Here is a 17,985-nt window from a genome sequence, read left to right as displayed (position 1 = left end):
CCAGCACGAGCCACTGCACTCCTCCATGTCCCAGGTGATTATCAAGACCCCCGCCCAACTCGACCTGATGCGCCGCGCCGGCCAACTGCTTGCCCAGGTGTTCGCCGACCTCGACAGCTTCATCCGCCCCGGCGTGACCACCATGCAGATCAACGACCGCGCCGAGGCGTTCATCGTCGGCACGCTCAAGGCCCGCCCGGCGAGCAAAGGCCAGTATGGTTTCCCCTATTCGCTCAACACCTCGGTGGACCATGTGGTGTGCCATGGCATGCCCAAGGTCGATGAAGTGCTGAAGGAAGGTTCGATCATCAACGTCGACATCACTCTGGAACAAGGCGGCTATATCGCCGACTCGTCAAAGATGTACAGCATCGGGCCGATCAGCGATGAGGCGCAGCGCCTGGTCGACACCACCTATGACGCGCTATGGAAAGGCATCGAACAGGTACGCCCCGGGGCTACGTTGGGTGATATCGGCCATGCCATCCAGACCCATGCCGAAGCGGCGGGTTATAGCGTTGTACGTGAATATTGCGGGCATGGCATTGGCCAGCAGATGCATGAAGGGCCGGAGGTGCTGCACATTGGCCAGCGCGGGATGGGCCTGAAGTTGAAGCCGGGGATGGTGTTTACCATCGAACCGATGATCAACCAGGGCGGACGCGGGACGCGCACGCTGAAGGATGGCTGGACGGTGATTACCCGCGACCACAGCTTGTCGGCGCAGTGGGAGCATACCGTGGCGGTGACCGAGGATGGGGTTGAGGTGCTCACCTTACGGGAAGAAGAGCGTCGCCGCTGAGATTGCCGGGGCTGCGTCGCAGCCCATTCGCCGGCAAGCCAGCTCCCACAGGTATAGCGTAAGGCTTGAGATCAATGCGGTCGAGGTGGGAGCTGGCTTGCCGGCGATGAGGCCCTGACAGGCAATACAAGATAGTTTTTTGCCAAAGGCAGAAACAAAAAAAGCGACCCTAAGGTCGCTTTCTCTGTAACTTCCGGGTGTTCAGTAGGCCCTGGAAGTGGAATATGGCGCAGCGGACGGGACTCGAACCCGCGACCCCCGGCGTGACAGGCCGGTATTCTAACCGACTGAACTACCGCTGCGCTAAACATCGAGTGGTGGGTGATGACGGGATCGAACCGCCGACCCTCTGCTTGTAAGGCAGATGCTCTCCCGGCTGAGCTAATCACCCTTCGTCTCGGTGTGGCGCGCATTCTACGGACGGCCCCGTACCCTGGCAAGCACTTTTTTAACTTTTTTCAAAAAAAACCTCAGGCCTTTCAAAGACCTAGCGTTGCCACGTGCATCTTTACATTCAGCTACAGCTACTGGCACTCCGACAGGGTTGGCCTGAGAGCACCGCTCGGAGAATAATGCCCGCCTTATGCATTAAGGAGAGATTGCCCCTCATGTGGTTCAAGAACCTGCTGACCTACCGCCTGACCCAGGAAGTCCCGTTCGAGCCTGAAGCGCTGGAAGCGGCCCTGGCCAGCAAGCCGGCCCGCCCCTGCGCCAGCCAGGAGCTGACCACCTATGGTTTCGTCGCGCCATTCGGCAAGGGCGAAGACGCTCCCCTGGTGCATGTCAGCGGCGAGTACCTGCTGATTGCCGCGCGCAAGGAAGAACGCATCCTGCCCAGCAGCGTGGTCAACGACGCGGTGAAGGAAAAGGTCGAAGAGATCGAGACCGAGCAGATGCGCAAGGTCTATAAAAAGGAACGCGACCAGATCAAGGACGAGATCATCCAGGCCTTCCTGCCGCGCGCGTTCATCCGCCGCTCGATGATCTTCGCTGCCATTGCCCCGCGCCTGGGCGTGATCCTGGTCAACTCGGCCAGCGCCAAGCGTGCCGAAGACCTGCTGTCGACCCTGCGTGAAGTGATGGGCTCGCTGCCGGTACGCCCGGCCACCGTGAAAATCGCACCGGTTGCCACCATGACCGAGTGGGTCAAGTCGCAGGAAGCTGCCGAAGGCTTCTATGTGCTGGACGAGTGCGAACTGCGCGACACCGCCGAAGATGGCGGTATCGTGCGCTGCAAGCGCCAGGACCTGACCGGCGAGGAAATCCAGCTGCACCTGAGCACTGGCAAGGTGGTGACCCAGCTGGCCCTGGCCTGGCAGGACAAGCTGTCGTTCATTCTGGATGACAAGATGGTGATCAAGCGCCTGAAGTTCGAAGAGCTGCTGCAGGAGCAGGCCGAACAGGATGGTGGCGATGAGGCTGCGCAGCAGTTCGATGCCAGCTTCCAGCTGATGATGATGACCTTTGCCGAATTCCTGCCGGTGCTGTTCGAGGCGCTGGGTGGGGAAGAGATTCCGCAAGGGGTCTGACTGGTTTTGAAATGCCGGTACTGGCCTGGGAGATATCCTCAGACAGTACTGGCCTCTTCGCGGGCTTGCCCGCTCCCACAGGTACACCACAGTTTCTGAGTACTGTGGTGTACCTGTGGGAGCGGGCAAGCCCGCGAAAGGGCCAGTGAAATTCTTGAAGCCATAAAACAGAAAAGGAATTGCCCCCATGCGTGCCCTCGCCACCCTCAGCCGCTTCGTCGGCAATACCTTCGCCCTGTGGGTGCTGGTGTTCGCCGTACTGGCCTTCCTGCAACCGCAATGGTTCATCGCCCTGAAGGTGGCCATCGTGCCGCTGCTGGGCCTGGTGATGTTCGGCATGGGCCTCACCCTCAAGCTCGATGACTTCGCCGCCCTCGCCCGCCAGCCCTGGCGGGTGATGCTGGGTGTGGTCGCGCACTTCGTGATCATGCCGGGCATGGCCTGGCTGCTGTGCCAGCTGTTCCACCTGCCGCCGGAAATCGCCGTGGGCGTGATCCTGGTTGGCTGCTGCCCGAGCGGCACGGCGTCGAACGTGATGGTCTGGCTGTCCCGCGGCGACCTGGCGCTGGCGGTGGCGATCGCTGCGGTGACCACCCTGCTCGCCCCGCTACTGACCCCGGCGCTGATCTGGTTCCTGGCCTCGGCCTGGCTGCCGGTGTCCTTCATGGACATGTTCTGGTCGATCCTGCAGCTGGTGATGCTGCCGATCGTGCTCGGCGTACTGGCCCAGCGGCTGCTTGGCGCGCGGGTGCAGGCGGCGGTGCAGGTGCTGCCGCTGGTGTCGGTGGTGAGTATCGTGATGATCGTGTGCGCGGTGGTGGCGGCCAGCCAGGCGAAGATCGCCGAGTCGGGGCTGCTGATCATGGCGGTGGTGATATTGCACAACAGCTTCGGCTACTTGCTGGGGTACCTGACCGGTAGGCTGTGCAAGCTGCCACTGGCACAGCGCAAGTCGCTGGCGCTGGAGGTGGGCATGCAGAACTCCGGGCTGGGCGCGGCACTGGCAGCGGCGCATTTTTCGCCGCTGGCTGCGGTGCCGAGTGCGTTGTTCAGCGTTTGGCACAATATTTCCGGGGCGCTGCTGTCGACCTGGTTCCGGCGCATGGGGGAGCCTGTGGCAGAGGCTGAAGGTGGGGAGCCGGCCAGGCATTGATGTTGCCTGCACTGGCCCTTTCGCGGGCACGCCCGCTCCCACAGAGATCTCCACAATCTTCAGACCTGTGCAGTACCTGTGGGAGCGGGCGTGCCCGCGAAATGGCCGGTACAGGCTTGCCCCTGGGGCTGCAGGTGTGCACCATGTATCCACTGTGAGGACGACCTCACGACGCACCGCGTGACCATTCCGGGGACGGCCCCATCATTCACAACGATGGAGACGCACCATGTCCTGGATCATCCTGTTCTTCGCCGGCCTGTTCGAGGTCGGCTGGGCCGTCGGCCTGAAATACACCGACGGCTTCAGCAAGCCTCTGCCCACCGTCCTCACCGTCGCCGCCATGGCCATCAGCCTGGGCCTGCTGGGCCTGGCCATGAAAGAGTTGCCGCTGGGTACCGCCTATGCCATCTGGACCGGCGTCGGCGCCGTCGGCACGGTGATCGCCGGCATCATCCTGTTCGGCGAGTCCATGGCCCTGGTACGCCTGGTCAGCGTGGCGCTGATCATTACCGGCCTGGTCGGCCTGAAAGTCAGCGCCAGCTGACGCCCTCCCCTAGCGCAGGTTGCCGCGCAAGCGGCTGACCTGCTCACGCAAGGCTTCTGGCTGCGCCGCCTCCACCGGGATGGCGGCGCCTGCCACGATGGTCACCCGCGACCACAGGCGCTTGAAAAAGCCCTTGGCCGGGTCACGGCTGAAGAAGCTGCCCCACAGCCCCTGCAAGGCCAACGGAATGACCGGCACCGGGGTTTCTTCGAGGATGCGGTTGACGCCGCCCTTGAACACATCGATCTCGCCATCCCCGGTCAGCTTGCCTTCAGGGAAGATGCATACCAGCTCGCCATCGGCCAGGTATTCGGCAATGCGCGCGAAAGCACGTTCGTAGATGGCCAAGTCTTCGTTCCGCCCGGCAATCGGGATGGCGCCTGCGGTGCGGAACACGAAGTTGAGTACCGGCAGGTTGTAGATCTTGTAGTACATGACGAAGCGGATCGGCCGGCGGATCGCCCCGCCCAGCAGCAGCGCATCGACGAACGACACGTGGTTGCATACCAGCAGCGCTGCGCCTTCGTCGGGAATGCGCTCGAGGTCGCGGTGCTGCACGCGGTACATCGAATGGCTGAGCAGCCAGATCAGGAAGCGCATGGTGAACTCGGGCACGATCCTGAAGATATAGGCGTTGACCGCAATGTTGAGCAGCGACACCACCAGGAACAGTTGCGGGATGGTCAGCTCGGCCAGGCCCAGCAGGATGATGGTGAGCACTGCCGACACCACCATGAACAGGGCATTGAGGATGTTGTTGGCAGCGATCACCCGGGCGCGCTGGTCTTCGGCGGTGCGGGCCTGGATCAGTGCATACAGCGGTACGATGTAGAAGCCGCCGAACACCCCAAGGCCGACGATCGACAGCAGGATCCACCAGGCCTGGCCCATGCCCAACAGCGCCAGCCAGTCGTGCGGTGCCGCCGCAGCCGGTACATCGCCGGAGTGCCACCACCAAAGCAGGCCGAACAGGCTCAGCCCGAACGAGCCGAACGGCACCAGGCCGATTTCCACCTTGCGCCCGCTCAGCCGCTCGCACAGCAGCGAACCCAGGGCGATCCCCACCGAGAACAGTGTCAGTACCAGTGTCACCACCGTGCCATCACCGTGCAGCCAGTCCTTGGCGTAGGCCGGAATCTGCGTGAGGTAGATGGCACCGACGAACCAGAACCACGAGTTGCCGACGATCGAGCGCGACACCGCCGGCGGCTGCCCCAGGCCCATGCGCAGGATCGCCCACGACTGCCTGAAGATGTTCCAGTCCAGCGGCATTTGCGGCGAAGCGGCAGCGGCCCGCGGGATCCAGCGGCTGGCCAGGTAGCCGAGCACGGCGGTGCCGACCACGCCACCAGCCACCACGGTGGCATAGCTGTCGGCCGACATCATCACCCCGGCGCCGATGGTGCCGGCGAGGATGGCCAGGAAGGTACCGGTTTCCACCAGCCCGTTGCCGCCGACCAGTTCTTCTTCGCGCAGGGCCTGCGGCAGGATCGAGTACTTCACCGGGCCGAACAGCGCCGAGTGGGTCCCCATGCCGAACAGCGCCACCAACATCAGCGCCAGGTGGTTGGTGATGAAGCCGAGCGCGCCTACCGCCATGATCGCGATCTCGGCCAGCTTGATGGCCCGGATCAGCGCATCCTTGGCGAACTTCTCGCCAAACTGCCCGCCCAGCGCAGAGAACAGGAAGAACGGCAGGATGAACAGCAGGGCGCACAGGTTGACCCAGATCGAACGGTCACCGTCGCCCAGGCTGAGCTTGAACAGGATCGCCAGGATCAGCGACTGCTTGAACAGGTTGTCGTTGAAGGCACCCAGCGACTGGGTGATGAAAAACGGCAGGAAACGCCGCTTGCCGAGCAAGGTGAATTGCGAGGAGTGACTCATCGTCCTTGGTCCTGAGGGCTTTTCAATTGGAGGCGCGCCGGGCGCGACAAGCCACAAATCTGCATGGGAAATGCACTGACTGGCAAGCGCTCGTGGATTTCGCAGGGCTGTACCGCCCCTGTGGGAGCGGGCGTGCCCGCGAAAGGCCTGCGCAGCAGGCCTCTGTTGGCATATTCTGGCCCCCGGCAAAACAGAACAACAAGGATGTGTAATGCTCGCCGCCATCAAACGCTACCCGCACACTGTGCGCCTGCTGCTCGGCACCACCTTCACCCTCACCGTCGCCCGCGCCCTTACCCTGCCCTACCTGGTGGTGTACCTGGCCGACAACTTCCAGCTGCCGATCAGCCAGATCGGCCTGCTGATCGGTGGCGCGCTGATCATTGCCTCGCTGCTGAGCCTGTATGGCGGCCACCTGGTGGATACCTTGCGCAACCACACACTGGTCAGCGCCAGCACCCTGCTGTTTGCCCTGGCCTTCGTCGGCGCGGTCGCCAGCAATTCGGCGCTGCTGTTCTTTCTCTGCCTGGTAATGATCAACCTGGCCCTGGCAGTGGTCGACATCGCCGCCAAGGCGGGCTTCTGCGCTTTGTTGCCGGTGGAGGAACGGGCCGAAGTGTTCGCCATCAAGTACACCCTCAGCAACGTCGGCTACGCCGCCGGCCCGCTGCTGGGCGTGGCCATGCTGGAGCTGAACGACCATATGCCGTTCATCGCCTCTGCCCTGCTCGGCCTGGCCATGTGCCTGGCCTACTGGCGCCTGGGTGACCGCAGCCTGCAGGCCAGTGTGCCGGACAAGCCCGGGGCCGGCTTTGGCCAGGTGGCGCTGGGGCTGGCCCGTGACCGGCGGCTGGTATGCTTCACCCTGGGCGGGGTGCTGAGCGCGGTAGTGTTCGGCCAGTTCACCGCCTACCTGTCGCAGTACCTGGTGGTGACCAGCAGCCCGGCCGAGGCGGCGCGCCTGATCGGTTACCTGGTGACCACCAACGCGGTGACAGTGATTGCCCTGCAGTACATGATCGGCCGCCGCATCAGCCGCCAGCGCCTGATGCCCTGGCTGCTGGCCGGCATGGGCCTGTTCATCGCAGGGCTGCTGGGCTTTGCCCTGGCCGGTTCGGCGCTGGCGTGGTGCCTGGCGATGCTGGTGTTCACCCTGGGCGAGATCATCGTGATCCCGGCCGAGTACATGTTCATCGACCTGATCGCGCCGGAGCACTTGCGTGGGGTGTATTACGGTGCGCAGAACCTGTCCAACCTCGGTGCGGCGCTGGGGCCGGTGATGGTGGGGTTTGCCCTGGTGCATCTGTGGCCGGGGGCGATCTTCTACCTGCTGGTGTTGTCGGTGATACTGGCGGGGGTGTTTTATTGGCTGGGTACCCGCAGTAATTGATGTTGGCTGTACTGGCCTCTTCGCGGGCTTGCCCGCTCCCACAGGGATATAACATGCCTTGAGGGCAGCGCCGTACCTGTGGGAGCGGGCAAGCCCGCGAAGAGGCCAGTACAGGATGCCCCCTGCGACCACCTGCCACTGCGACCATCGTCTGCGCTGACGAAGCGGCACCTGCGTGCCAGACTGATTGATCGGGACCGCGTTATCTTTTTGCTTCGGAGTCTTCATGTCGTTGTCCAGCGGGCTGATCGCCGTGGTCGCCCTGGCCTATATGGCCATCATGTTCGCCATCGCCTTCTACGGCGACCGCCGCAGCACGCCGTTGCCGCCGAAGCTGCGTGCCTGGGTGTACAGCCTGTCGCTGGCCGTGTACTGCACCAGCTGGACCTTCTTCGGCGCGGTCGGCCAGGCCGCCGAACAGCTCTGGGCATTCCTGCCGATCTACCTGGGCCCGGTGCTGCTGCTGATCTTCGCGCCCTGGGTGCTGCAGAAGATGGTGCTGATCAGCAAGCAACAGAACATCACCTCGATCGCCGACTTCATCGCCGCGCGCTACGGCAAGTCGCAGTCCCTGGCGGTGGTCGTGGCGCTGATCTGCCTGGTCGGCGTGCTGCCGTACATCGCCTTGCAGCTCAAGGGCATCGTGCTGGGCGTGAACCTGCTGATCGGCGCCAATGCCGACGCCACCGGCACCCGCGTGCAGGACACCGCGCTGGTGGTGTCGCTGGTACTGGCGCTGTTCGCCATCGTCTTCGGTACCCGCAGCCTGGACGTGACCGAACACCACCGTGGCATGGTCCTGGCGATTGCCTTCGAATCGCTGATCAAGCTGCTGGCCTTCCTCGCCGTGGGCATCTTCATCGTCTTCAACCTGTATGACGGCTTCGACGACCTGTTCAGCCAGGCCCGCCAGTCGATCCACCTGCAGGATTATTGGCAGGAAACCATCAACTGGCCGTCGATGGTGGTGCAGACCGCCGTGGCGATGATGGCGATCATCTGCCTGCCACGGCAGTTCCACGTCACCGTGGTGGAGAACATCGAACCCCAGGACATGCGCCTGGCGCGCTGGGTGTTCCCGATGTACCTGGCGCTGGCCGCGCTGTTCGTGGTGCCGATCGCCCTGGCCGGGCAGATGCTGCTGCCGGGCACGGTGATCTCCGATTCGTTCGTCATCAGCCTGCCGCTGGCCGAGGCACACCCGAGCCTGGCCCTGCTGGCATTCATCGGTGGTGCCTCGGCGGCCACCGGCATGGTCATCGTCGAGGCCGTGGCGCTGTCGACCATGGTCTCCAACGACATGCTGCTGCCCTGGCTGCTGCGCCGTACCAATGCCGAGCGGCCGTTCGAGGCGTTCCGCCACTGGATGCTCTCGGTACGCCGGGTGACCATCGTGGTGATCCTGCTGCTGGCGTATGTCAGCTACCGCCTGCTGGGCTCCACCGCCAGCCTGGCGACCATCGGCCAGATCGCCTTCGCCGCCGTGACCCAGCTGACCCCGGCCATGCTCGGTGCGCTGTACTGGAAGCAGGCCAACCGCCGCGGCGTGTTCGCTGGCCTGGCCGCAGGTATTTTCCTGTGGTTCTACACCTTGGTGCTGCCGATTGCCGCGCACAGCGTGGGCTGGTCGCTGCAGCTGTTCCCAGGGTTGGCGTGGCTGCACGGCAACCCGCTTAACCTGCCGATCAGCCCACTGACCCAGGGCGTGGTGCTGTCGCTGGCGGGCAACTTCACCCTGTTCGCCTGGGTCTCGGTGCTGTCGCGCACGCGGGTTTCCGAGCATTGGCAGGCCGGCCGTTTCATCGGCCAGCAGACCAGCGCCAGGCCCAGCAGCAAGCCGCTGCTGGCGGTGCAGATCGACGACCTGCTGACCCTGGCCTCGCGCTTTGTCGGCGAAGAACGCGCCCGGCAGAGCTTCATCCGCTTCGCCTACCGCCAGGGCAAGGGCTTCAACCCCAACCAGAACGCCGACGGCGACTGGATCGAACACACCGAACGCCTGCTGGCCGGCGTGCTCGGTACCTCGTCGACCCGCGCCGTGGTCAAGGCCGCCATCGAAGGCCGCGACATGCAGCTGGAAGATGTGGTGCGTATTGCCGACGAAGCCAGCGAGGTGCTGCAGTTCAACCGCGCCCTGCTGCAAGGGGCCATCGAGAACATCAACCAGGGCATCAGCGTGGTCGACCAGAACCTGCACCTGGTGGCCTGGAACCGCCGTTACCTGGAACTGTTCAACTACCCCGACGGGCTGATCAGCGTGGGCCGGCCGATCGCCGACATCATCCGCTACAACGCCGAGCGTGGCCTGTGCGGCCCGGGCGAGGCGCAGGTGCACGTGGCGCGGCGCCTGCACTGGATGCGCCAGGGCCGTGCGCACTCTTCCGAGCGCTTGTTCCCCAATGGCCGGGTGATCGAACTGATCGGCAACCCGATGCCGGGCGGCGGTTTCGTCATGAGCTTCACCGACATCACCCCGTTCCGCGAGGCCGAGCAGGCCCTGCGCGATGCCAACGAAGGCCTGGAACAACGGGTGGCGGAACGCACCCAAGAGCTGTCGCAACTGAACCAGGCGTTGTCCGAAGCCAAGAGCCGTGCCGAAGCGGTGAGCCAGTCCAAGACCCGTTTCCTGGCTGCAGTCAGCCATGACCTGATGCAGCCGCTGAACGCCGCCCGGCTGTTCTCCGCCGCCTTGTCGCAGCAGGCCGAGGGCATGAACGAAGAGGCCCGGCAACTGGTGCAGCACATGGACAGCTCGCTGCGCTCGGCCGAAGAGCTGATCAGCGACCTGCTGGACATCTCACGCCTGGAAAACGGCAAGATCACTCCGGATGCCAAGCCCTTTGCCCTCAACGAGCTGTTCGACACCCTGGGCGCCGAATTCAAGGTACTGGCCGCCGAGAAGGGCCTGGAGTTCCGCCTGCGCGGCAGCCGCCTGCGGGTGGACAGCGACATGAAGCTGCTGCGCCGGGTGCTGCAAAACTTCCTGACCAATGCCCTGCGCTATGGCAAGAGCCCGATCCTGCTGGGCGCACGGCGCCAGGGTGAACAGTTGTGGCTTGAGGTGTGGGACCGCGGCCCGGGCATCGCCGACGACAAGCTGCAGGTGATCTTCCAGGAGTTCAAGCGCCTGGACAGCCACCAGACCCGCGCCGAGAAGGGCCTGGGCCTGGGCCTGGCGATCGCCGACGGCCTGTGCCGGGTGCTGGGGCACAAGCTGGAAGTGCGCTCGTGGCCGGGCAAGGGCACGGTGTTCCGCGTCAGCGTACCGATTGCTCGCCAGGCCGCCCCGGCGCCCACCGCACCGGTGGAACAGGGCGGCCAGCCATTGGCCGGGCTGCAGGTACTGTGCGTGGACAACGAAGACAGCATCCTGATCGGCATGAACAGCCTGCTCAGCCGCTGGGGTTGCCAGGTGTGGACCGCGCGCAACCGCGCCGAATGCGAAGCCCTGCTGGCCAAAGGCATGCGCCCGCACCTGGCGCTGGTGGACTACCACCTGGACGACGGCGAGACCGGTACCGGGCTGATGGGCTGGCTACGCGCGCGCCTGGGCGAGCCGGTGCCGGGCGTGGTGATCAGTGCCGACGGCAGCAAGGAAACCATCGCCATGGTGCATGCCTCTGGCCTGGACTACCTGGCCAAGCCGGTCAAGCCGGCGGCCCTGCGTGCCATGCTCAATCGCCATCTGAGCCTGGTTCAGTAAGCGCTTCGTCCGGCAACGCCTCGTCGGACAGCGCCCGCTCCAGCAGGTCGGCAGGCAAGCTCTTGCTGGCGCGGGCGCCCAGCAGCTTCAGCTGTTCGCTGCGGCTGACCAGGTTGCCGCGCCCTTCACACAGCTTGTTGCGCGCGGCGGCATAGGCCTTGTCCACCTGCTGCAGGCGGCTGCCCAACTCGTCCAGGTCCTGGATGAACAGCACGAACTTGTCGTACAGCCAGCCGGCGCGCTCGGCGATCTCGCGGGCGTTCTGGCCCTGGCGTTCCTGCTTCCACAGGCTGTCGATCACCCGCAAGGTTGCCAGCAAGGTGGTCGGGCTGACGATCACGATCTGCCGGTCGAAGGCTTCCTGGAACAGGTTCGGCTCCGCCTGCAGGGCTGCCGAGAAGGCGGCCTCGATCGGCACGAACAGCAGCACGAAATCCAGGCTGTGCAGGCCTTCGAGGCGGTTGTAGTCCTTGCTCGACAGGCCTTTGACGTGGCTGCGCAGCGACTGCACATGCTGCTTGAGCGCGGCCTCGTCGTTGCCAGCGACGAACTGCTGGTAGGCAGTGAGGCTGACCTTGGCATCCACCACTACCTGCTTGTCGCCGGGCAGCATGATCAGCACATCAGGCTGGAAGCGCTCGCCGTCGGCGCTCTTGAGGCTGACCTGGGTCTGGTATTCGCGGCCCTTTTCCAGGCCGGCATGCTCCAGTACCCGTTCGAGGATCAGCTCACCCCAGTTGCCCTGGGTTTTCTGGCCCTTCAGCGCCTGGGTCAGGTTGGTGGCTTCGTCGGACAGGCGCAGGTTGAGTTGCTGCAGGCGCTCCAGCTCCTTGCCCAGCGAGAAGCGCTCGCGGGCTTCCTGCTGATAGCTCTCCTCCACGCGTTTTTCGAAAGCCTGGATGCGTTCCTTGAGCGGGTCGAGCAACTGGCCGAGATGCTGCTGGCTGGTCTGGGCGAAGCGCTGCTCGCGCTCGTCGAAGATCTTGGTAGCCATGTCGGCGAACTGGGCGCGCAGGGTGTCGCGGGCTTCCTGCAGGTCTTCCAGGCGCTGCTGGTGGCTTTCCTGCTGCTCGCGCAGTTCGGCGTCCAGGCGTGCGGTCTGGGCCTCCAGGCGGCGCAGTTCGGCTTCGCGGTTGGCACGCTCGAGGTTCCAGGCGTGGGCGGCGTCACGGGCGTTGTCGCGGTCGATCTGCAGCAGTTCCAGCTCGCGGCCCTGGGCGGCCAGCTGGGTCTGCTTGACGGTGTTGGCTTCGCTGAGGTCGCTGACCTCGTCGCGACTGGCGTCCAGTTGCGCCTGCAGGCCGGCCAGGGCCAGCTGGGCAGCATTGAGGCGCTCTTCGAGCAAGGCCTGCTCGCCTTGCCGCGCACCCTGGCGGCGCTGCACCTGCATGACCCAACCCAGGCAAGGTAATGCACCTGCCACCAAGCCCAGCAGAATGCTGGCCAGATCCACTGTCATGCTTACCCCGAATGATCCTGGACGAATGCATCGCAGCTTATCAGCCTGAGCGGTGTGTTGCCTGTTCCGGCCTCTTCGCGGGTAAACCCGCTCCCACAGGGATTGCACAGTATCCGAGGTATAGCTATTCCTGTGGGAGCGGGTTTACCCGCGAAGAGGCCAGTGCTGACAACACACCTCAGGCATGGAACCACTGCCTCAAAAGCCGCCGCGCTTCCTGCGACCCCTGCCCCGCCGCCAGCTCCAGCCAGTACCGCGCCTGCTCCGGCTCGCTGTGCTGGCACAGCCGCGCATACTCCAGCTGCGCCCGCCGATCACCGGCGCGGGCTGCCTGGCGCAGCAGTTCATGGCCAATACGACGGTCACGGGCATTGCCGCAATCGCGGCACAACATCTGCCCCAGGCGGCTTTGCGCCACGACCACGCCCTGGCGTGCCGGCTGTTTCAACAGGCGCCCGGCCAGGTGCTTGACCTGCGGCTTGTCACCCAGGCGCGGGTTGTCGAGCAGCCACAAGGCCACTTTGAGAGAAAAACGTTTGGGGGGAGGCGCAGGCGTCGATGCAGCGGGGCTGGCGAGGGGTTTACCGCGAAACTTCATGAGCAACAGGTTTGGCAACTCGAAAGGCGCGCCACTCTACCCTTTTTCTTGCGCCTTGGCCTTTCGATTTCCGGAGGATTGAAAAAAATTTTCAATGATCTTTTCTTGACGTTTTCAAGTGGATGACCAACAGGTCTCCCGGAGCATGTCGATTGTCGGACAGTTCAATGTATTGCTGGCACGCCCGTCCTAGAGCAAGCGCTAGGGACAATCCACAGTTCCTGTGGATAACTCGGTGGACAACCCCCTCCCATCCCCCGCAAACCCCCATGAATTGGGGCTTTCGCTCAAACTGACGATTTTTTCACCAGCTAAAAATAGTGTTTTTTTTCATTGACTTAACCGCCCAGTCAAGGCATTGGCGAGGCTGTCGTGGCGTGTTGCCAGGCAGTTGCAAGCGCTGCTCCGAATGTGAACAAGTGCACCATAAACCTTCATTTGAGTGCACGAAATCGGTACATCAGGCCGGATGCGGGCCTTTTGCCCCCTCTTCCCAGCAGGGCAAATACGCGCCATACTGCTCGGCTCACCTGAACAAACATGAAATGCTTGCCAAGCGCCTGTATTTCCGCTAAGGTGCGCCTCGTTAGTACCAAGCTGAAAGTCAATTCTGGCCTCAAGCGTCCTTGCAGACCCGCCCCTCCCAAGGGTGGCGCTGCTGAAACCAGGACCGGCCCATTCGATGATTCACTCGCCAGCCACGCGCTGCTCAAGCACGAATCACGTGACAGATTGATCAGGATCTCACACCGACGGCCTAGAACCTTGGCCCCGGCGTGCTGCCTGCCTTCTGAAGTACCTACCAGTCAGCCCATGCGCCCACCTTTGATTGCGCTCCCTCTGGCTGCCCTGTTCCAGTCAGGTTCGTTCGTCCCTTAATAAAGGCGTCACTGGAACGTTTCTATCATGCACGGATCATAACCCCGTGTTTAAAGCAGGAACCTCCAACAATATGCAAACTCATCATCAGATTCAGGCTGCCATTGGCACCCTCTCCCAGGCCTTCTCGCCGTTGAAGTGCCTCATCGTTGCCCCTCGCAAGGGCAGCTTCAGCTTCACCCTGGTAGACGAACACGGCGTCGCCTGCCACACCGAGCGCCTGTACCCCGAACAGTACAGCCGCAGTGAACCCCTGCAGGCGGTCATCGCCCGAACCCGCCAGTCGCTCACCGCGTGAGCGGCGAATACTGCGGTATTCAAGCGCTGAATCATCCCATCGCAAGCCTGCCTGAATGTTCGTGGCGTAATTGCCTTAAGGCATATAGCCCGGTACGTCAGGCAGCAATCGATTTAAAAACAGCCCTTTACACCACGATTATCACACTACACTTCAACTCGAGCGGTGCTTGCCGCTTCCGGCGGGCCTGATCACTCACCAGCTGCCAAGCTCCAGTGCCCGTCCGGCCCTTAACTGCTCGAGGGCATCATGGGTATCGCGGCGAATGAATTGTGTCAGTATGTGATCCGACCCACCCTGGTCTACCTGAACCGTCACTGCGCCAGCGCCGAAGCCTTGTTGCTGGGCATCGCCGCCAGCCAGTCGGCCCTGGGGTCGGCCTTGCACGACCGTCGTGGGCATGGCCTGTACCGTATCGGCGAACACCGTCACCAGGCGATCTGGGACGACTACCTTGCCCGTGACCCCGACCTGGCCAGCCTGGTCCGCGGCCTGGCCAGCCAGCACGCCTTCCTCGGCGGCCCGCACCTGGAACTCACCGTCAACCTGCGCTATTCCACCGCCATTGCCTGGATGCTCGTCGAAGAGCAGGCCACGCCACTGCCTGCCGCCGATGACCTTCTCGCGCTGGCGCGGATCTGGCGACAGATTTTCAACCCACAAGGTCGCCTGCGCGACTTCACCCACGCCTGGCATACCTGCATAGATCAGAGATTGCCGCAGGCATCTTAAGACGCGTCCTACAACACACCCGGAAAAAAGGGAATTTTGGTCGGATTGTCCTACAAAACCGCTCTATCTCCTGCGATTTAGGCTATAGCGCGGCGCGTGATTTGTTGGTAGCTTTTCGCCCCGGAGATCCCAAGGAGTTTTCTAATAATGAAAAAAGTAATGCTCAAAACCTCCCTCGGCATTGCCGTTGCTCTTGCTTCCAGCCAACTGCTTGCCGCAGGTTTCGCGCTGAACGAGCAAAGCATCAGCGGCATGGGAACCGGTTTTGCGGGACGTTCGTCTTCTGCCGAAGATGCCAGCACTGTGTATGGCAACCCTGCAGGCATGTCGCGCCTGAAGCGCGAACAGGTCACCGTGGGTGGTGCGGCCGTAATTGCCAAAACTGATATTTCGGGTCCTGGTAGCAATTTCGGGGGGGAAACCGATGGCGACATGGTCCCGGTCGTGGGCGTGCCCATGGGTTACTACGTCAAGCCGATCGATGATCATTGGAGCGTCGGTTTCGGTGTTTACGTGCCATACGGCCTGATCACCGACTACGGTAGCGGCGACGCGGCACGTTACTGGGGCAAGAAGAGCAAGGTCGAGGTTGTCACCTTCCAGCCAACCATCAGCTATGCCTTCAACGACAAGGTGTCGATCGGTTTTGGTCCGACCATCAACCGTATCAAGGGTGAACTGGGCTCGAACCTGAGCAGCGCCGCCTTCCCCGGGTTTCTGGGCGGTGGCCCTGATGGCGAAGTCAAGATCAAGGGCGACGACACCGCTATCGGCTACAACATCGGCGTCCTCGTACAAGCCACAGACCGTACCCGCGTGGGTCTGACCTATCACTCGATGGTCGACTACAAGCTTGAAGGCGATACCCGTGTTTCCTACCCGGTTGCTCTCGCTGGTCTCAGCGGCAAATTCGACGCCAGCCTGAAAATCAAGACACCGGAGTCCGTGGACTTCTCGGTCACCCATGAACTGGATGACCACTGGACCCTGTATGCGGGTAGCACCTGGACTCGCTGGAGCCGCCTGGAGAGCATCGTTGTAAAGAACGAAGCACCGGCGGGCTACCCACTGCAGACCATCACCGAAGAGCAGAACTGGCATGACACCTGGGCACACGCCATTGGTGCTGCCTATAAGGTGAACAAGGAGTGGACCCTGCGTGCAGGCTTCTCCGTCGACCAGTCGCCCACCAACAACCACGATCGCTCGCCGCGCATTCCTACCGGCGACCGTAAAGCGGTCAGCTTTGGTGCCGGCTGGAGCCCGAACGATGACATGACCATCGATGTTGCCTACTCCTACCTGTGGGAAGAGGACACCAAGGTCAACAATCAACCGGACTCGCCGACGGAAGGTGCCTTGAAAGGCAACTACCAGGCCAAGTACGAGAACAGCGCTCACGGTATCGGTGCATCCCTTACCTACCGCTTCTGATAGCTTCAAGAAAATCGGGGCCGCTTTGCGGCCCATCGCGACACAAGGCCGCTCCTGCAACGACCGCACAAAACCGACTCTACGGGATCATGCGGACGCTGCAGGAGCGGCCTTGTGTCGCGATGGACTGCAAAGCAGCCCCAATATCTTTTCAGGCCTGTACCTGCCAGCTGTCACCCAGGCATTCGCGCAGGTAGTCCATGAACACACGCACTTTTGCGGTCATGGCAAAGCGGTCGGCCAGGCACAGGTAGATATCCATCGGTTCGGTCTGGGCATAGGCCTGGCCGCTATCGCTGTATTCGAACAACGGCACCAGCGCCCCGGTTGCCAAATGCGGCCTTACGATGAACTCGGCCAGGCGGGTGATGCCGCCATCGTGCAGTGCCATCTGGGTCAGGGCATCGATGTCGTCGCTGATCAGGACACTGCCGAACTCAGGCTCGAACCGCAGCCCGTCGCGCATGAACCCCCAACGCAGGAAGCGCCCATCCACCGGGTAGCGGAACACCAGGCAGCGGTGGTCACGCAAGGCCTCGGGCGTGGCCGGCACGCCGGCGCTTTGCAGGTAACCGGGCGAGGCACAGCATATGAACGGTATACGGGCGATATGCCGGGCCAGCAACTGGTCTTCGAGTTGCCGGGCAATGCGCAGGCTCACGTCCACATCTTCCCGCGCATGGTTGACCCGGCGATCAGTCGTTACCAACTCTATCGAAAGCAGTGGGTAGCGGGCACTGAACGCGGGTATCATTGGCGCCAGCACGTGGCGACCGAAGGCGGACGTCGAGGCAATGCATAGCCGCCCTTGGGGCTCACTGTCGGGGGTGGTGACGGCCTGTTCGGCCAAGGCCAGGTCGCGCTCGATGTGCCTGACGCGTTCGTAGTACTGGGTACCGGCGGGTGTCAGCGCCATACTGCGGGTGGTGCGGCTGAGCAGGCGAACCTGCAAGTGGCCTTCCAGGCGTGCCAGGTTCTGGCTGACCGCGGCCGGGCTCAGGCCCAGGTTGCGGGCACCGGCGGCGATGCTGCCGGCTTCGACCACCTTGATGAAGCTGCGAATGGCGTTGAGCAGGTCCATGCTGAGCCCTTGGATTCGTAAGAATCTCTTTATAAAGAACTCAATACGGCTGGTCTACAGCTGCTGCCGGGTGCGTTGCTAACCTGCGCCTCTACTTACTTTTCAGGAGTTCGCATGAGCAACCTGTCCCATACACGCAGCCGACGCAAATTGCACCCGGGCGCCACGCCCTACGTTTTTGCCTTCTACATGTCGTCGATCATGGCGCTATTGATGTGTTTCGTGATCACGGCAGCAAATGGGGGGATTAACCCTGAATACCTTGGCAACGTGCTGAAGGCTTACCAGTTGGCGATGCCTGTGGCGTTCGTTTGTGTATTGATGGTCAGGCCGGTGGTTGTGCGGTTGGTGGCGATTACGGTGCATGCAAAGTGAAGTAACCTGAACCCCAGACAAGTCCCCTGCTCTTGATCTTGATCTTGCTCTTGCTCTTGCTCTTGCTCTTGCTCTTGCTCTTGCTCTTGCTCTTGCTCTTGATCTTGATCTTGATCTT

At 62.8% G+C, this 17,985-nt stretch carries 14 protein-coding genes and 2 tRNA genes; 10 read left to right on the top strand and 6 right to left on the bottom strand.

Translation table 11 applies throughout. From position 1 onward, the window contains the following. Positions 1-25 precede the first annotated feature (25 nt). Positions 26-802, top strand: coding sequence for a type I methionyl aminopeptidase (gene map / locus B2790_RS19570; RefSeq protein ID WP_024086423.1), 777 nt, complete (start codon positions 26-28; stop codon positions 800-802). Positions 803-1,027: 225 nt separating this feature from the next. Here the strand turns inward: map and B2790_RS19565 are convergent. Both B2790_RS19565 and B2790_RS19560 read right to left on the bottom strand, forming a co-directional pair. After that, positions 1,028-1,104, bottom strand: a tRNA-Asp gene (locus B2790_RS19565). Positions 1,105-1,117: 13 nt separating this feature from the next. Next, positions 1,118-1,193: transfer RNA gene (locus tag B2790_RS19560), tRNA-Val, on the bottom strand. Positions 1,194-1,410: 217 nt separating this feature from the next. On the opposite strand from B2790_RS19560, the gene rdgC reads away from it, so the two are divergent. The 3 genes from rdgC to sugE all read left to right on the top strand — a co-directional run bounded on the left by rdgC (position 1,411) and on the right by sugE (position 4,031). Continuing rightward, positions 1,411-2,331 (top strand): recombination-associated protein RdgC, encoded by a 921-nt coding sequence (rdgC, locus tag B2790_RS19555; protein WP_013971401.1) that lies wholly within the window; start codon positions 1,411-1,413, stop codon positions 2,329-2,331. A gap of 187 nt (positions 2,332-2,518) precedes the next feature. Then, on the top strand, positions 2,519-3,484 hold the full coding sequence (locus B2790_RS19550; RefSeq protein WP_013971400.1) for a bile acid:sodium symporter family protein: 966 nt from the start codon (positions 2,519-2,521) through the stop codon (positions 3,482-3,484). 229 nt (positions 3,485-3,713) lie between these two features. Beyond that, entirely contained in the window at positions 3,714-4,031 is a 318-nt protein-coding gene (gene sugE / locus B2790_RS19545; RefSeq protein WP_009686221.1) for a quaternary ammonium compound efflux SMR transporter SugE, read from the top strand. 9 nt (positions 4,032-4,040) lie between these two features. On the opposite strand, the gene B2790_RS19540 is transcribed toward sugE, so the two are convergent. Next, on the bottom strand, positions 4,041-5,918 hold the full coding sequence (locus B2790_RS19540; RefSeq protein ID WP_015269262.1) for an MFS transporter: 1,878 nt from the start codon (positions 5,916-5,918) through the stop codon (positions 4,041-4,043). A 211-nt stretch (positions 5,919-6,129) separates the two neighbouring features. On the opposite strand from B2790_RS19540, the gene B2790_RS19535 reads away from it, so the two are divergent. Together B2790_RS19535 and B2790_RS19530 are read left to right on the top strand one after the other, a co-directional pair. Next, on the top strand, positions 6,130-7,308 hold the full coding sequence (locus tag B2790_RS19535) for an MFS transporter (RefSeq protein ID WP_286919551.1): 1,179 nt from the start codon (positions 6,130-6,132) through the stop codon (positions 7,306-7,308). Between the two features lie 226 nt (positions 7,309-7,534). Further along, positions 7,535-11,011 carry a hybrid sensor histidine kinase/response regulator gene (locus B2790_RS19530; protein WP_025338044.1) on the top strand — a complete coding sequence of 1,159 codons (3,477 nt, stop codon included), beginning with the start codon at positions 7,535-7,537 and terminating at the stop codon, positions 11,009-11,011. On the opposite strand, the gene rmuC is transcribed toward B2790_RS19530, so the two are convergent. Both rmuC and B2790_RS19520 read right to left on the bottom strand, forming a co-directional pair. Beyond that, positions 10,983-12,356, bottom strand: a complete 1,374-nt coding sequence (gene rmuC / locus B2790_RS19525; protein WP_162276782.1) for a DNA recombination protein RmuC — start codon at positions 12,354-12,356, stop codon at positions 10,983-10,985. The genes B2790_RS19530 and rmuC overlap by 29 nt on opposite strands. A 292-nt stretch (positions 12,357-12,648) precedes the next feature. Next, positions 12,649-13,068: a tetratricopeptide repeat protein gene (locus B2790_RS19520; protein ID WP_025338042.1), complete on the bottom strand. Its 420-nt coding sequence runs from the start codon at positions 13,066-13,068 to the stop codon at positions 12,649-12,651. Positions 13,069-14,020: 952 nt separating this feature from the next. Here B2790_RS19520 and B2790_RS19515 point away from each other — a divergent pair. The 3 genes from B2790_RS19515 to B2790_RS19505 all read left to right on the top strand — a co-directional run bounded on the left by B2790_RS19515 (position 14,021) and on the right by B2790_RS19505 (position 16,411). Further along, positions 14,021-14,245 carry a hypothetical protein gene (locus B2790_RS19515; RefSeq protein ID WP_003257337.1) on the top strand — a complete coding sequence of 75 codons (225 nt, stop codon included), beginning with the start codon at positions 14,021-14,023 and terminating at the stop codon, positions 14,243-14,245. 249 nt (positions 14,246-14,494) lie between these two features. Next, complete coding sequence (locus B2790_RS19510) at positions 14,495-14,977, top strand: hypothetical protein (RefSeq protein WP_025338041.1); 483 nt, start codon at positions 14,495-14,497, stop codon at positions 14,975-14,977. 147 nt (positions 14,978-15,124) lie between these two features. Further along, the gene (locus B2790_RS19505; RefSeq protein ID WP_137163195.1) at positions 15,125-16,411 is read left to right on the top strand and encodes an OmpP1/FadL family transporter; all 1,287 of its coding nucleotides are present in this window, start codon (positions 15,125-15,127) and stop codon (positions 16,409-16,411) included. Between the two features lie 151 nt (positions 16,412-16,562). On the opposite strand, the gene B2790_RS19500 is transcribed toward B2790_RS19505, so the two are convergent. Continuing rightward, positions 16,563-17,492, bottom strand: coding sequence for a LysR family transcriptional regulator (locus B2790_RS19500; RefSeq protein WP_075044026.1), 930 nt, complete (start codon positions 17,490-17,492; stop codon positions 16,563-16,565). A 114-nt stretch (positions 17,493-17,606) separates the two neighbouring features. On the opposite strand from B2790_RS19500, the gene B2790_RS19495 reads away from it, so the two are divergent. Beyond that, the gene (locus tag B2790_RS19495) at positions 17,607-17,867 is read left to right on the top strand and encodes a DUF2798 domain-containing protein (protein ID WP_286919550.1); all 261 of its coding nucleotides are present in this window, start codon (positions 17,607-17,609) and stop codon (positions 17,865-17,867) included. Positions 17,868-17,985 lie beyond the last annotated feature (118 nt).

Source organism: Pseudomonas sp. UBA6753, from assembly GCF_002453565.1.
Taxonomy (GTDB): domain Bacteria; phylum Pseudomonadota; class Gammaproteobacteria; order Pseudomonadales; family Pseudomonadaceae; genus Aquipseudomonas; species Aquipseudomonas putida_Z.
The sequence above is the reverse complement of the archived record's forward strand: the minus strand, read 5'-3'. Positions and strand labels throughout refer to the sequence as shown.

Excerpts from the sequence above, each read along its gene's own strand:
- map (WP_024086423.1), top strand. The coding sequence starts at position 26 with ATGTCCCAGGTGATTATCAAGACCCCCGCCCAACTCGACCTGATGCGC.
- rdgC (WP_013971401.1), top strand. The coding sequence starts at position 1,411 with ATGTGGTTCAAGAACCTGCTGACCTACCGCCTGACCCAGGAAGTCCCG.
- B2790_RS19550 (WP_013971400.1), top strand. The coding sequence starts at position 2,519 with ATGCGTGCCCTCGCCACCCTCAGCCGCTTCGTCGGCAATACCTTCGCC.
- sugE (WP_009686221.1), top strand. The coding sequence starts at position 3,714 with ATGTCCTGGATCATCCTGTTCTTCGCCGGCCTGTTCGAGGTCGGCTGG.
- B2790_RS19540 (WP_015269262.1), bottom strand. The coding sequence starts at position 5,918 with ATGAGTCACTCCTCGCAATTCACCTTGCTCGGCAAGCGGCGTTTCCTG.
- B2790_RS19535 (WP_286919551.1), top strand. The coding sequence starts at position 6,130 with ATGCTCGCCGCCATCAAACGCTACCCGCACACTGTGCGCCTGCTGCTC.
- B2790_RS19530 (WP_025338044.1), top strand. The coding sequence starts at position 7,535 with ATGTCGTTGTCCAGCGGGCTGATCGCCGTGGTCGCCCTGGCCTATATG.
- B2790_RS19520 (WP_025338042.1), bottom strand. The coding sequence starts at position 13,068 with ATGAAGTTTCGCGGTAAACCCCTCGCCAGCCCCGCTGCATCGACGCCT.
- B2790_RS19515 (WP_003257337.1), top strand. The coding sequence starts at position 14,021 with ATGCAAACTCATCATCAGATTCAGGCTGCCATTGGCACCCTCTCCCAG.
- B2790_RS19510 (WP_025338041.1), top strand. The coding sequence starts at position 14,495 with ATGGGTATCGCGGCGAATGAATTGTGTCAGTATGTGATCCGACCCACC.
- B2790_RS19505 (WP_137163195.1), top strand. The coding sequence starts at position 15,125 with ATGAAAAAAGTAATGCTCAAAACCTCCCTCGGCATTGCCGTTGCTCTT.
- B2790_RS19500 (WP_075044026.1), bottom strand. The coding sequence starts at position 17,492 with ATGGACCTGCTCAACGCCATTCGCAGCTTCATCAAGGTGGTCGAAGCC.
- B2790_RS19495 (WP_286919550.1), top strand. The coding sequence starts at position 17,607 with ATGAGCAACCTGTCCCATACACGCAGCCGACGCAAATTGCACCCGGGC.